Genomic DNA, 15,368 nt, shown 5'->3' on the forward strand with positions numbered 1-15,368 from the left:
TATTCGTAATATATTTCTCAAATCGAAATGAATTATTTTTGGCATACTTGTGCTTCTATTTTTTGTAGCTAACAATAAAAAAAATCACTTTTCAAAGCTATCAAATCCGGAAAATCCTAAATGTTTAAATGCTACGAAACTCGCCTCTAAAGTCAGCAAAAAATAAAAATGCTTAAACCATACAAAATTGTACCTTTTTCATCGTTTGTATTAAGAACACCATTATACCCATTGTCTTTTTATTTAGATCTTGTAGAAAGCTATTCTTTAGAAAAAGCAATAGAGATATACCAAATTCCTTTGGTTAAAGAAGCTTTAAATTTAGCTTCTCCGGAATTAGTAACAGAATTAAATAAATGGTCAAAAAAAGATCCATCAATTTCTAAAGAGAAATCTGAAAAACTTGAAATCACCCTTTTAAAATATTTAGCCAGAATGTCCTCTAGATGTACTCCCTTTGGTTTGTTTGCAGGCTGTTCTGTGGGGGCAATAGCTGGAGAAACAAAAATTACTCTAGAGGAATCTGATAAATTTAAGCGCAATACTCAATTCGACATGCGTTTTTGGATTACTTTATTACAAGCAATTGGAAACAAAAAAGAAGTTACCTCGCAATTAAAATATTATCCTAATACCAGTATTTATAAAATAGGAGATTTTTATCGATATGTAGAATATAAATATATTAATGAAAGAACAGAACATACAATAGCAGCTTTTAGAAAATCTAAAGTTTTAAAAATAATACTTTCACGTGCAAAATCAGGGATGAATATTGAAGAAATGGTTTCTATTTTAGCCGATGATGAAAGTGAAAAAAACGAAGCCTTTGAGTTTATTTTAAACCTGATTAAAAATCAATTTTTGATATGTGAACTAGATGCTGTAGTTACCGGCGATAATGAATGGAAAAGAGTTACTGATATCCTGAGAAAAGTTCCAAATCTTAACGAAACAAATAGTTTTTTAGAAACTATACAAAAACAATTAAAGAATTTAGATTTAACACTTACACCATCTCATGAAGCTTATGAAAAGATCCAAAACGAAATTGAAAAAAATGGAGCATTATATGATGAAAAATACCTTTTCCAGACTGATCTAAATACTAAAACTTCTGAGAGTTTTTTAAATGAAACCGTATCTAAACAAGTAATTGAGGCACTTTATTTCTTAAATGGAATTCAACCTAAAACGCCTTCAAAAAATCTGGAAGAATTTAAAAAAGAATTCATTAAAAGATATGAATATAAATCAATGCCGCTAACAACCGTTTTGGACTCAGAAATTGGCATAGGATATCTTCAAAATCTGGATTTAAATGACAGTCATGAAATCTTAGATAATTTTTCATTCAAGCTTAAAAAACAAAAAACAAAAAATTTGTCATGGACTTCTTATGATTTTGTTCTACAGAAAAAACTATTCGATTGCATTTCAAATAAGGAAAACACGATTGTTTTATCCGAAAATGATTTTTCAGATTTAAATTTAGATTTGAAAAATATGCCTGCAACTTTTTCGACAATTATCGAAATATTTGGACAAGATACAATATCAATAGAATCTTCGGGAAATGTAAGCGCCGCTAAACTATTAGGCCGTTTTTGTAATGGAAACCCTGAAATTCATGAATTAACAAAAGAAATCATTGACAAAGAAGAAAACCTTCATTTAGATAAAATAACCGCAGAAATTGTTCACATTCCAGAATCAAGAACAGGAAATATACTGAGAAGACCCATTTTAAGAAAACATGAAATCCCTTATTTATCAAATCCTGGCGTATCACAAAAAGACACTATTTCTTTAAATGATTTATCAATTTCCATTAACAATAACAAAATAGTTTTATACTCAAAAAAACACAAAAAAGAAGTTCTGCCTTGTTTATCCAATGCGCATAATTTTTCCCGCAATTCACTTCCCGTCTATCATTTTTTATGTGATTTACAGGGGCAGAGAACTAAAGCAATTAATTCTTTCAGCTGGGGAAATTTAAATAAACTGTATGACTTTTTTCCAAGAGTAATGTATAAAAAAATCATATTATCAAAAGCTAAGTGGTTAATTAAAAAAGAAGAAATTATAAATCTTTCCAAAATCGATAAAAATATACTTCCGGAAACGTTTTTAAAATGGCGATTGAAACGAAATATTTCCAGATATGCAAACTGGGTCAATCATGATAATACACTTTTATTTGATTTTGAAGCCCCAATAAGTTTAGAATTATTTTTAAAGTCGGTTAAAAATCGCGAAGAAATTACTTTAGAAGAATTTTTATTCACAGAAAATTCAGCTGTAAAAAATAATGCTGGTCAATATTTCTGTAATGAGTTTATATTATCATTTTACAAAGAACAATAAATGCAAAGAGACTTCTGTATAGGCAGTGAATGGTTGTATTATAAAATTTACACTGGTGTAAAAACATCAGATATTATTTTGATTGAAAAACTTGAGCCGGTAATTTCGAAATTAAAGAAGAAAAATATAATTCAAAAATGGTTTTTTATTCGCTATAATGATGGTGGTTCTCATATTAGAATTAGATTTTTAATCCAAAATCCAAATAAGTTATCAAAAGCGATTCAGGTTCTTTACCCTGTATTGAATAAACTCCTTGTCAAAAATTTAATTTGGAAAATACAAATAGATACATATCAAAGAGAATTAGAACGATATGGAGAATCAACTATAAATGAATCTGAATCTCTTTTTTGGAATGACAGTGAAATGGTTTTGGAATATCTTTCAATCAAAGCTTCTTTTCCTAATCCTCAAACTCAGCTTTTATTCAGTTTTTGTGCAATTAATTCTTTATTAAATTCGTTCGGGTTAACAAACTCTGATAAGCTTAATCTCATGGATGGATTACAGCTTTCTTTCAAAAAGGAATTCGAAATAGATAAAACCTTAAAAAAGGAACTTGATAAGCACTATAGAGAATTATCTCCAGCGATAAATCAATATTTTAATTGTCTTGATAATTTTGAATTTTCAGAAATCATAAACACAAAGGAAAATAAAAACAAAGAAACCGTTTTAGCTATAAAATGCAAGATTCAAATCTCATTAGTTACCTTCCTTGAAAGTCATGTACATATGATGCTCAACAGACAGTATACTTCAAAACAGAGAACATATGAACTTATAATTTATGATCATTTATACAGATATTACAAAACGCTTAATTACAAACAATAACAAATTCGGGATAAAGCAAATCACAAAACCCAAAAAAACAACACGTTACACGTTTTAAAAAATCAAAAACTGACATTTTATTTTCGTGGCATATTAACAAGAGTCAAATCCTTTGAGTTCTTTTGCAGAAAGCTGTTCTATTTCCCTATTAAAGTCCTAATAAAATATTTTAATGAGCAAATTGAAATTAAGAGATCCTTTTACTTATTATAAAAAAAGCCCGATACCAAAAGATATCAGGCTTAACTTCAAAAAACATAGCTATTCAATCAACCGAATACTATGACTCTTTTTTCTAAATAAATATTACACTTTATTTCCGGACATTAATTTTTCAATTTTAGAACACGAAATTTCGGGATTGGCTCCAGGTGCTTCTGCTACTAAAGCTCCTATTGCGCAAGCAAAATCGATAGCGTATTGTGGCTCTTTTTTGGTAAGCAATGATGTAATTAAAGCAGCCAAAAAAGAATCACCAGCACCTACTGTATCAGAAACTTCAACAGGGTAACCTGTATTTTCATAAAGTTGGCCTTTCCACATTAGCAAAGCCCCATGCTTGCCTCTCGTCACGCACATCGCATTTATACTGGTTTTCTCTGCTATAAACAACATGTTATCTTCCAATGTTTTAAAAGGCGACTTCATAGCTGAGGTTATTTCTAACAATTCCTCATCATTGAACTTAATAAAATCTGCAGCATGCATTAATTGCTCGAGCATTTCATAAGAATAATGGGGTTTTCTTAAGTTCACATCAAAAACTTTAAAGATTTTTGCCTGCAGCAGTTCTTCCAGTGCCAGTCGGGAAACTTCATCCCTGCAAACTAAACTGCCATAAATTAGAACATCAGCATTAGAAACTGAATTTCTGGCCAAATCATTCAATACAATTTTATCCCAGGCCGATGGGTAGCTGATTTCATAACTTGCCGAGCCACGATCGCTTAAGCTAACTTTTACCAAGCCTGTCGGGAAATTGGCTGCCCTTACTATTGTTTTTGTTTCAAGTCCTAAGCTCTTAACCTGTTTGATAATAGCTTCTCCATCCTCATCATTTCCTACACAGCTAATCATGGCCACCTCGCAGCCTAATGTTTTCATACGCAAAGCCACATTTAGCGGTGCTCCGCCAATCTTTTTTTCGTTGGCAAAAACATCCCAAAGTACCTCTCCATAGGCCACTGCCTTAAGGTTTTTTCCGTTATTCATTCTAAAATTATTTTATATTAATGTTTATTCTGGTTGTGTAATCTGGAGATTTGAAATTACTGTATTTTGTCCTTCAGCAATTAATCCCCATTTATTCTTGTCTCTTCCGTAAATACGGTTTGTCAAAGCCGCTTTTCCGTTAATGTAAAGTACAACAACACTTCCCTCAGTAATTATTTCAACAGCATATTTTGTATTTGTTTGAAATTGAAAAGGAATTCGGGTTACTTCTTGTGACGCAGAATTATATCCGATGATTTTCCCTTTCGTTATATCAAAAACAATCTTATAATAACTTCCGGAATCATTGGTATGAAAAACAAATCCTGAAATACCATTTGCATTTCCAAGAGTTACCTCAGCTGTTATCTTTGCTTTTTTACCTATAGATTTAAATGTTGCTAGTGCTTTATTTGTTACACCAGATAAAGTATAATTTCCGTTATTAATTGTTACATTCTCTGATATTTTATCAACCTCAGCAGTTATCTTTTTAGAAAATAAATCTTTTACTTTTTGAGGAGCCTGAGTTCCTAAAGTTCCGTCAGAATTTTGTATCAACTCGTGAATAACCATATTTCCAGCCCAATCTTTATTTCCGAGATCATTTTCTGGTGTTTTTCTGGCATTCCATCCAAAAACATATCTTTTACCTCCATCCGAAGCTGTTTTTCCGGCATAAAAATATTCTCCGTCAATAATATCATTTTCTGGCGTTGTCCAAGGACCGTTAATAGATGCTGCCATTCTGTAATGCGTTCCTTTATTTCCGCTCCAGTTTTCAGAAAACATCAAATACCAGTAATTTCCCATTTTAAAAATATCGGCACATTCCATCATTAAATAATTTTCTTGCGGAGTTGTGGCATAAATTGGGGTTTGAACATCCCACTTTCCTGAAGCCGGATCTGCACTTGTAAAATGCAATAAAACTGCTTTTCTTCCTTCTGTCTGCGTACTTACCAACATCGAATACTTTTTCAGCTCCTCATTGTAAAACACATGCGGATCTCTAAAATCATAATTATAATATCCGGCTGGTGCAGTAATTTTAAATGAAGGTACTTTTGTCCAATTTTTTAAATCAGTACTAGTAGCACACAATACACTTTCTCTGGCATTTGATTGCACAAAAGCCGGTGTTTCATTGTGCCCGGTGTAATAAAAGCAATAAAGATTACCCACTTTTACTACTGACCCTGTGCCAATGGCAAAATCAGGATCAGTAGTTTTTCCGAATGGAATCATTTGCCCTTCATAGGTAAAATGAACCAAATCAGTACTTATATATTCATGAATATCGTGAAAACCTTTTCCAGCAGGTTTATTCTGCGCATCATGAAGAAAATAAATATGGAATTTTCCGTTATCAAAAAATGGCATAATATCGCCTGTATAACCTGCACTGTAATAGGGATCGTCTGCCCCCATCCATTGTGAGGGCGGAACAGGATAAATACTAGTTATCTCTGAATTGCCTCCCGATATTGAACCTCCAACATAAGTATCTTCCTGACTGCATGACGCAAGTGACAAGAAAATGGAAGCCATCATTATTGTATTTTTGTATTTCATTTTAATTGAATTCAGAGTAAATTATTTTTTAGCTAAATAATTGATGCTATTTTGTGTCAAAAGCTTAATATTATTAATGAATTCATTAGCCTGGCTTGGTACACCACTGCTATTGGTTTCATTATACCAGTCATAGGCTCCCATCGAAATTACTACCACATTTTTATTGGCTGTAGTGTTTGGAAATTCTGCAATGGTAACTCTTCCGTCAAGATTATTATCCCAGGCCTCACTGGCTAAATTGGTTCCACCTGTTTGGTTTCTCCAGCCTTCCCCATTAACATAACCTCCCCATTCCGGTACAAACCACCATGCGGTATGGTTTAGTCTGAAAGTTCCGCTTTGCAATAGATTCGCTTTTCCAGTTTCATAAGTTGTTAAACCTTCAAAAATGGGATGATTTTCATGCCCTTTAAATGACATTCCCCAAGAGTTGCCATCTACAAATCCGTTTGGAGGAAAATCTCCAAAAACGTTATTTGGCCCTTTTCCTGAAGGAACAATTCCTAAAGCATCTACATATTGAGAGGCAAAAGAAGTCAAAAGTAAATTCCCTCCGTTAGCTCTGAAATTCTTTAGAGCTGTAGTGACGGCAGGTTTATAGGCAATTGCCGGTAAATTGACTGCAGAATCAAAATGCCACCAGATTACATCAACATCACTTAAATCGACACCGTTTTCAATACTGCCAAATGAAATATATTTAGCTCCGCTAAAAGTGGAAAAGAACCAATCGGCAGCTGTGATTTCATCTATATTGGTAATTTCCGCTCTGGTTTCGGCAGTTCCTAAAAACGCCACTACTAAACCTGTTACTGGCACTCCTACATTAGCGGTATAATTCACGCTTTTTCCGTTAGACGTTACCACAAAAGTTACCGGATTACTAAAATCAATTACTGCTCCTGAAGCCGGTAAAATAGAAACTCCTTCTGTTACTTCGATAACCGGTTGTAATGCTGTTAAATTAGTTCCCTCTGGCAATGTCATTGTAATAGTTTTACTTATGTCATTCACAGTAGCCACAACTCCATTAATTTTAAAAGTCTTAATTGGGCTTAACACAATCGTTGTTACTGTATAATCTTTGTATAAATTACCATTTGTAACTCTAAACTTTATCGGATTTGTAAAGTTAATTGGCGTTGTTACATCTAGATTTGATATTGCCCCTTCTTGTAAAACAACCTCGGGAGTTACCGCTGTAATATCTGAGCCGTAAGGCATTGTTATGCTAATTTTCCCTGTTTTCTGATCAATTTCGCCTGTTATTCCTTTTATTTTAAAAGAAGAAACATTAGAAGGTGAATTGACATCAAAACCGTCATTTTCAAAGCTATTTTCACAAGCAGAAACCATATAAATCAATGCCAATATCAAAGACACTTTGGTCCAGTTTTTATATATAAATTTTCTCATATTGATGTTCTTAAAATAGATTAATAACCTGGATTTTGTTTGTATAATCCTTGACTGAAATTAATTTGTTTCAACGGAATGGGGCAATACTCTTCTTTATGAGCATCAAAAAAGGCATCTTGATAATAAGTGCGTTTTGTTTTTTCTCCTGCATAAAAATCATTCAATACCTGATCTGTAACGCCCCAGCGAACTAAATCAAAGAAACGATTTCCTTCCATGGCCAATTCTAAGCGGCGTTCCCAACGCATAGCTTTACGGGCAAACTCTTGTGTCCAGTTGCAATTCACTCCATCAACATAAGTGTTGATTTTAAAGTTGCTCACATACGGAAGTCTTCCTGTACTTTGAGCCGCTCTTTCTCTAATTTGATTAATTAATGGTAAAGCTTCTGTTTGTCTTCCTAATTCAATCAGAGCTTCGGCACGCATTAAAATAACATCGGCATAACGAATTTGAATTCTGTTTTTTGAATTTCCATAGAATGGGTCAATATTTACCACACAACTGCAGCTTGGAGCCACGTTTTCTTTTAATGATGCAAAATATCCGTATGTTCCCGGAGATCTTACCCAAGCTTCAACATATAAAAACTCCGGATCATATTTATAAGGCAAACCTGGCATTGCAACGGTGTGATACAATCTTGGGTCAACCGTATTGGCATCTATATTTTTATAATCAAAATCCTGATTATTATAAGTGTCAAATTCCGGCAAGCCATCGACACCTGTTTTAAAAGCATTTACTAAATTTTGGCTTGGTTTATGAAAATCGCAGCATCCTAAACCTTGTGGAGTTGAAAGAACATCAGAGAAATTTAATCTTCCGTATAAAGTTCCATCGTTGTCTGAAAATTGAATAGAAAAAATCGATTCTGCTCCGTTTTCATAGGTTCCCGGCAAAAAGTTATTGGCAAAATCAGGTTCTAAACTTGCTTTCCCAATTACTTTATCAGTCGCAGCAATAACTTCCTGCAAATGCTGCTGATTGATTCCTGTAACTGCAAATGTTTCGTCCTGCGTATATGCCTGATACAAACGCGTTTTGGCTAAATAAGCGTAAGCAGCTTTTTTAGTTGCACGCCCAACTTGTAGCTGTGTTTCTGGCAGATTATCGGCTGCAGCCTGAAAATCTTCGGCTATTTTATCCCAAAGTTCTTCGTTTGTAAGTGTTTTGTTTGAGATCGTTTTATAATCTTCTATCGGAATATCTTCTGTGATATAAGGAACATTTCTGAACATAATTTTCAGCATAAAATAAAAATGTCCTCTTAAAAAACGCATTTCAGCCATACGTGTTTTTTTCAACGGATAATCAGCTTCAGAAATTTGTTCTAAGGCTTTCAAAGCTTTATTGGCTCTGGAAACTCCAACATAACTGATGTACCAAAAAGAATCTAATTCGCCAAAATCTGGTCTGATATTATTAGAAACTTCAAAAAAGTGAAAATCCTGAATATCGTTAGTTCCGCTTCCACCTTTATAAGCATCATCAGAACGAACATTTCCAAATGGCCACAAACTGTATGGGGAATCATAATGGTCATTTCCTAATTGCGCATAGGCTGCATTCATAAACCCTTCTACTGATTCTGGTGTTACAATATCTTCTTCTGATAGAACACCACGAGGATCATTTTCAAGAAAATCTGAACAGGAAGTGATGATTCCCATCACTAAAAATCCTGCTATATATAGTATTTTTTTCATGTCTTTAGATTTAAACTTTTATTATAATGTAAAATTAAGCCCAGCCGTAAAAGTGGTTGGCTGCGGATATCCAAATCCTGCGTTTTCAGGATCTATGCCTGTGAAACTTTTAGCATCAATGATCAATAAATTTTGCCCGCTGATGTAAAATCTAAAGCTTTCAAAACCTATTCTTTTCAATAAATCTTTTGGCAGACTGTAGCCAAATTGTAAAACGCGCAGTTTAAGATAGTTTCCGTTTTCTACATAATAAGTTGAAAATCTTGATTCTGCATTTCTATCTACAGTTGTTAAAGCTGGAATTGTAGAATTTGGATTATCCAAAGACCACGCGTTTAACAAACGTGTTCCTTTATTAGAACCTACATCATCAACACTCCAAAAATCAGTTTGGTATTTTGTATTGTTAATCACATCAACATCACTTGCTCCTTCCCAGAAAGTGGTGAAATCCCAATTTTTATATCCTAATCCTAAATTAAATCCGTAAAGCAAACCTGGATTTGGGTTCCCAATCCAAGTACGATCTTTATCCGTAATGGCTCCATCTCCATTTAAATCTTTGTAACGAATTCTCCCAAGCCCTTTTCCTTCCTGATTGGCCGAGTTGTCTACTTCATCCTGGTTTTTAAACAATCCGTCAGCCACATAACCGTACATAGAATTGATTGGTCGGCCTAAAATATTATCGTTTAACCCGTCTCCACCATAATTATTTTTTACTTCATCCGGCAATTGTGTAATCTTGTTTTTGTTTGCCGAAACATTAGCAGAAATGTCATATTTTAATCCAAACGAAGTTTCATCATGATATCCTAAAGTAAATTCCCAACCTTCATTTTCCATTGAAGCTCCGTTTACCCAGCGATTTCCACCTTCACCAATTACTCCTAAATAAGGTGGTAAAACCAAGATGTCTTCTGTTTTTTTGATATAATAATCAACAGATCCGCTTAATTTTTGCTTGAATAACCCAAAATCAAGACCAATGTTAGTTTGCGTGGTTGTTTCCCATTTTAAATCATCATTACCAGATTGTGTTGCAATAAAACCAGATGGAAGCAGACCGTTTCCGTTTCCTGCAATATCGTAAGCTGTACCAAAAGAAGTAGCCCAAGTTGGGCTTCCGCCCGCATAACTTGCCAAATAAAGACTATAAACAGCTGTATTACTAATTTCCTGATTTCCGGTTTGTCCCCATCCTGCACGCAGCTTTAAATCAGAGAAAACCGGAGCATTATTTTTTATGAAGTTTTCATTGCTGATTCTCCATCCCGCAGAAATTGCCGGAAAGGTTCCGAATTGATTATTTTTACCAAAACGAGACGAACCATCGCGACGAATTGTAGCCGAAAGCAAATAACGATTATCAAACTCATAATCTGCTTTTCCAAAATAAGATAGCAATGAATATACTGTTGAGGTTCCGCTTGTAAAAGATTCTCCTGTTCCTGCATCAGGATACATATAATCTGGCGTTTCGATCAAGAAATCGTTTTTACGCAAAGTAGTTGTATCGAACATATCTTTGTACATCTCGGTTCCTGCCATTAAATTCAAATTGCTTTTTCCGAAATTTAAACTGTAAATCGCCGTGTTTGTCCAAGTCCATTTATCACTTACCGATTGATCAATTGTAACCGACGTTTGATCGTTTTGCAAATAACCAGACTGGTAACTTCTTTGCAAAGTGCGTTTTTTATAAAACCCGTAATCGATACCAAAACTACTTTTGATATGAAGATTTTTAATGATCTCTAAATCGGCATACATATTTCCAAAAAGACGTAAATAATCATATTTATTATCTTTATTATATTCTAAAAGCCGCACCGGATTTTGTCTGTCATTCATTCCTCCAACTGGTCCGCCCCAACCTTTTCCATCAACAGTATGTACTGGAATTATTGGTAAAGCACGAAGCGCAGGATCTAAAACACCAGGATCTGTAACTTCATTGGTACGATTGAAACTAAAGTTTTCTCCAATAACTAATTTGCCATCAAAATATTTGTAAGAACCATTCATTCTGGCCGAAATTCTTTCGAAATCTGTAGTTTTTACAACACCTTCGTTTCCATAATAGCCCAAAGAAAAAACATAATTTCCTCTCTCTGATGCATTTGAAACCGATAAATCATAAGATTCTGCAATACCGGTTTGTGAAATCGCATCGTACCAATCTGTATTAGATGATTTCAACGTTTGATTTGCATCTAAATATTCAGGAACTAAAACTTTGTTTAACTGCGGTTTGTTATTATTTACAGACCAGTCAAACTGGTAACGCAGGTTATTATTATTTGGGTTTAATCCGTCGTTAATATTTGCCTGCCATAAAGCCTGACCAAATTGATTTGCATTCAATACTTCCTGCTTTCTTGAATAATCAGAAATAGAAGTATAAGTACTAAAATTGATTCTCATCTTACCTTCTTTTCCTTTTTTAGTTGTAATGATAATTACACCGTTTGAGGCGCGAGAACCATAAATACTTGCCGAAGAAGCATCTTTTAAAACCTGAATCGTTTCAATATCATTCGGGTTCAATTCGTGCATTCCAGATTTAGTTGGCATTCCATCAATTACATAAAGTGGATCTGTGTTGTTTAAAGTTCCTACACCACGAATTACTACTTTTGTATTTCCTCCACTCGGAGATCCGTCAGACGAAACTTTCACCCCCGCTACTCTTCCTTGCAGCGCTTTAATTGGGTTGGGTTCCGGCTGTTTCATGACTTCCTTCATGTTTACAACAGCAACGGCTCCGGTAATATCTGTTTTCTTTTGTTTTGAATATCCTGTTACGACAACTTCATTCAATTGATTGTTATCGAGTTTTAAAATTATAGTGAGTGTTTTTTGTCCTTTAACAGAAATCGATTGCGGTGTAAATCCGATAAAAGAAACAACAATTATGGCGTCTGAATTGATTTCCTGGAAAGAAAAATTTCCATCAAAATCTGTCGCTGTACTGGTATTTGTACCAGAGATTGTTACAGTTGCTCCCGGAAGCGGCATTCCGTCATCTGACGAAATTACCTTTCCTTTAATTCCGCTTTCCTGTGCTGTCATAATCAGCATTGGAAAGAAGAAAAATAGAAAATAAATAATTTTACTTTTCATGAGGTTAGTGGTTTTTAGTTAGTTTATATTTAATTGGTCAAGTACAAGATTACTCAGTTCAATTCCTTCGTTTGAAGAAACCGACAGAGATGTAAATGGCTGGTTTGTGAAAAAGATTTCGGTGATTACTTTTTCGCCATTATTGTAAAATATTTCAATAGAGGTTTTGTCTAAAATGATTTTAAAAACACCTTCTTTTTGATTTCCATCTAAAGCTGCTTTAGTAACCGTTGCGGCAAATTTTTCTGAGAAATCATTTTTTCCTGACTTTGAACGGTCCAGAAATAAATAATGATCTGAATTATTGATCCCAAAAGTCAAAGATTCTCCGGCTGCGTTTGAAAGTGTAAAAGTGTAGGTATCCTGTTTTAAGTTTTTTAAATTAAAATTGACAATTGCCTGAGTTAAATCAATTTTTCCTGCTTCAGGAATCGAAAGTTTTCCTTTTCCTTTAAGGTTTTTTCCTTTGATGGTTTTAGAAACATATTTATTGATTTCTTTTACCGGATTGCTAACCAGACTGTAGTCAGTTCCTTTTTTGATTAACTGAATTTCACGGGCAATTGTAGTACTGCTTCTCCAGGCATAAGTGGGAACTTCTTGTGCATAATCCCAGTTAGACATCCATCCGATAAATAATCGACGTCCGTCGGCACTTGGAACATTATTCCAGGTTACTCCTGCATAATTGTCTTTTCCGTAATCGATCCAAACCGCTTTTTCCTGTTCTACTCTTTTGGCAAAATTTGCATCTAATGTAAAAGTCGTTCCATCAAAATCTCCAATAAAATATTGCGTTCCGGAACCTCCGTTAGCGCCACCCGGATTTAAACTCTGAATCAAAACCCATTTGGTTTCATTGGTTCCTTTAACTTTTATCTGAAAGAAATCCGGACATTCCCAAACACCTCCGTGAGCACCGATATTTTTGCCAAAATCAGATAAATATTGCCAGTTTTTAAGATCTTTCGATTTGTAAAACTGAGATCGGTCCTGAGCTGCCAAAACCAATATCCATTGTTTATGGACTTCATCCCAAGTCGCTTTTGGATCACGAAAATCACGAATTCCAGGGTTTTTCACGACAGGATTTCCTTCCTCAAATTTCTGCCATGTAAAACCATTATCGTTAGAATAAGCAATATCCTGCTGCTCAACATCAATTTTATTTTCTTTTTCTTTGGTCATATCATGCAGCGTATAAATTACCACAATCGGAGCCGTTTTTCCCGTTCCTAAACCCGAAGTATTGTTTGAATCTACAACAGCACTTCCTGAAAATATGTACTTGTCTTTGTCAGGATAAATCGCAATAGGCTGTTCATCCCATTTAATTAAATCTTTGCTGACTGCATGTCCCCAATGCATTGGTCCCCATTTATTTCCATCAGGATAATGCTGATAGAATAAATGATAATATCCATTTGCATAGAACATTCCGTTAGGGTCATTCATCCATCCTTTTTTTGATGTAAAATGAAAATTAGGACGATACATTTGTTCTTCAGTAGAAGTTGATACCGAAACATTAGTCGTTTGTGCAACAGCTGAATATGGTTTTAAACCTCCTACTAAAAGGAGTGCAGCACTATAAAATGCCAGCGGTAGATGTTTCTTTGATTTCATTTTTTTTGATATTTTTTTTGGTTAGATTTTCACTTAATACTTCTAAAGAAATTCCTTTAGTTTCCGGCATTATAAAAATTACAAACAGTAACTGCAGCACCATCATTAATGTAAAAATTAAGAATACGACCTCCGGACCTATTTCTGAAAACAACATCGGAATTAAAGATGGAATAATTGCTGCCAAAACCCAATGCACTGAACTTCCAAAAGCCTGTCCCGAAGCACGAATGTGATTTGGAAAAATTTCTGAGATAAAAACCCAGATTACAGCTCCCTGACCAATGGCGTGAGAAGCAATAAATAAGAAAAGGAAAATAGGCACAGATAAACCTCCCCAATTAAAGTAAAATGAAGCAGAGACCAATCCTAAAGAAATAATATATCCAACAGAACCAATGTACATTAACAACTTTCTTCCTAATTTGTCAATTAATGCTACACCGATTAAAGTAAATATAAGATTCGTAATCCCAATTCCGATACTGCTCAATAAAGCGGTGTTTTGTCCTAAACCTGCTTCTTCAAAAATTCTGGGTGCATAATATAAAAAGGCATTGATTCCTGAAAACTGATTAAAAAATGCAATTAAAAAAGCCAGCATTAACGGGAAACGGTATTTTTTCATGAAGATATTTTCGTGTTTGGTAACACCATTTTCTCTTGAATCGTCCATGATGTCTTTTAGATTTGCAGTCGGATCTATTTGAAACAACACTTTACGCGCTTCTTCATCACGGTTTTTAGATAATAACCATCTTGGGCTTTCTGGAATTGTAAGTATAAAAAGAATATAAATGAAAGAAGGAATAGCCTGAACTCCAACCATCCAGCGCCAGGCGTTTTCTCCAACATCTTTTAAAAAGTAATTGGATATAAAGGCAATTAAAATTCCCAATACAATATTAAACTGATACAAAGCGACCAAGCGTCCGCGTTTGTCAGCCGGAGCAATTTCAGAAACATAAGCCGGAGCAGCAATGGTTGAAGCACCAACACCTAAACCTCCAATAAATCTGAAAGCAGCAAATACAAACGGATCATTTGCAAAAGCAGCACCTACAGCTGAAATGAAATATAAGATCCCGATCCAGAATAGTGTTTTTTTACGACCTATTTTATTGGTTGGGATTCCTCCAAAAATAGCACCTACAACCGTTCCCCAAAGTGCCATTGCCATAACAACAGATCCATGGAAAGCATCAGAAGAATGCCAAAGAAGCTGTAATTGTTTATCAGCTCCAGAAATAACTACGGTGTCAAAACCGAATAGAAAACCTGCCAGTGCAGCAGTAACAGACCAAATCAATATCTTGTTCATTGTAGATGTATTAAAAACTTATCGCTAAGATATCCGCAAAAAAAACAACTTATTTTTAATGATGTTACAATTTAATTCTATAAATATTGATAGTTTGATACTTAAACAACAAAACCTTTATTTACAAGGCTTTACACGTTTTAAAATTTATTTACGAAAACCGTGTA

At 34.3% G+C, this 15,368-nt stretch carries 9 protein-coding genes; 2 read left to right on the forward strand and 7 right to left on the reverse strand.

Annotated elements, in window-relative coordinates:
• Positions 1–168 precede the first annotated feature (168 nt).
• Both ASD98_RS02165 and ASD98_RS02170 read left to right on the forward strand, forming a co-directional pair.
• Complete coding sequence (locus tag ASD98_RS02165; RefSeq protein ID WP_056199485.1) at positions 169–2,370, forward strand: lantibiotic dehydratase family protein; 2,202 nt, start codon at positions 169–171, stop codon at positions 2,368–2,370.
• On the forward strand, positions 2,371–3,210 hold the full coding sequence (locus tag ASD98_RS02170) for a thiopeptide-type bacteriocin biosynthesis protein (RefSeq protein WP_056199488.1): 840 nt from the start codon (positions 2,371–2,373) through the stop codon (positions 3,208–3,210). It begins immediately after the preceding gene.
• Between the two features lie 306 nt (positions 3,211–3,516).
• On the opposite strand, the gene ASD98_RS02175 is transcribed toward ASD98_RS02170, so the two are convergent.
• The 7 genes from ASD98_RS02175 to ASD98_RS02205 are packed head-to-tail and all read right to left on the reverse strand — an operon-like array spanning position 3,517 to position 15,201.
• A complete protein-coding gene (locus tag ASD98_RS02175; protein ID WP_056199491.1) occupies positions 3,517–4,422 on the reverse strand; it encodes a carbohydrate kinase family protein in 906 nt (301 codons plus the stop codon).
• A gap of 24 nt (positions 4,423–4,446) precedes the next feature.
• Positions 4,447–5,997 carry a glycoside hydrolase family 32 protein gene (locus ASD98_RS02180; protein WP_056199494.1) on the reverse strand — a complete coding sequence of 517 codons (1,551 nt, stop codon included), beginning with the start codon at positions 5,995–5,997 and terminating at the stop codon, positions 4,447–4,449.
• 21 nt (positions 5,998–6,018) lie between these two features.
• A complete protein-coding gene (locus ASD98_RS02185) occupies positions 6,019–7,416 on the reverse strand; it encodes a DUF4960 domain-containing protein (RefSeq protein ID WP_056199497.1) in 1,398 nt (465 codons plus the stop codon).
• Between the two features lie 20 nt (positions 7,417–7,436).
• Positions 7,437–9,128, reverse strand: a complete 1,692-nt coding sequence (locus ASD98_RS02190; protein WP_056199501.1) for a RagB/SusD family nutrient uptake outer membrane protein — start codon at positions 9,126–9,128, stop codon at positions 7,437–7,439.
• A 21-nt stretch (positions 9,129–9,149) separates the two neighbouring features.
• The gene (locus ASD98_RS02195) at positions 9,150–12,254 is read right to left on the reverse strand and encodes a TonB-dependent receptor (protein ID WP_056199504.1); all 3,105 of its coding nucleotides are present in this window, start codon (positions 12,252–12,254) and stop codon (positions 9,150–9,152) included.
• Between the two features lie 18 nt (positions 12,255–12,272).
• Entirely contained in the window at positions 12,273–13,880 is a 1,608-nt protein-coding gene (locus ASD98_RS02200; RefSeq protein ID WP_056199507.1) for a glycoside hydrolase family 32 protein, read from the reverse strand.
• Positions 13,843–15,201 carry a sugar porter family MFS transporter gene (locus tag ASD98_RS02205; RefSeq protein ID WP_056199512.1) on the reverse strand — a complete coding sequence of 453 codons (1,359 nt, stop codon included), beginning with the start codon at positions 15,199–15,201 and terminating at the stop codon, positions 13,843–13,845. The genes ASD98_RS02200 and ASD98_RS02205 overlap by 38 nt, the downstream gene beginning before the upstream one ends.
• Positions 15,202–15,368 lie beyond the last annotated feature (167 nt).

The sequence above is a fragment of the Flavobacterium sp. Root186 genome, from assembly GCF_001428525.1.
Lineage (GTDB): Bacteria > Bacteroidota > Bacteroidia > Flavobacteriales > Flavobacteriaceae > Flavobacterium.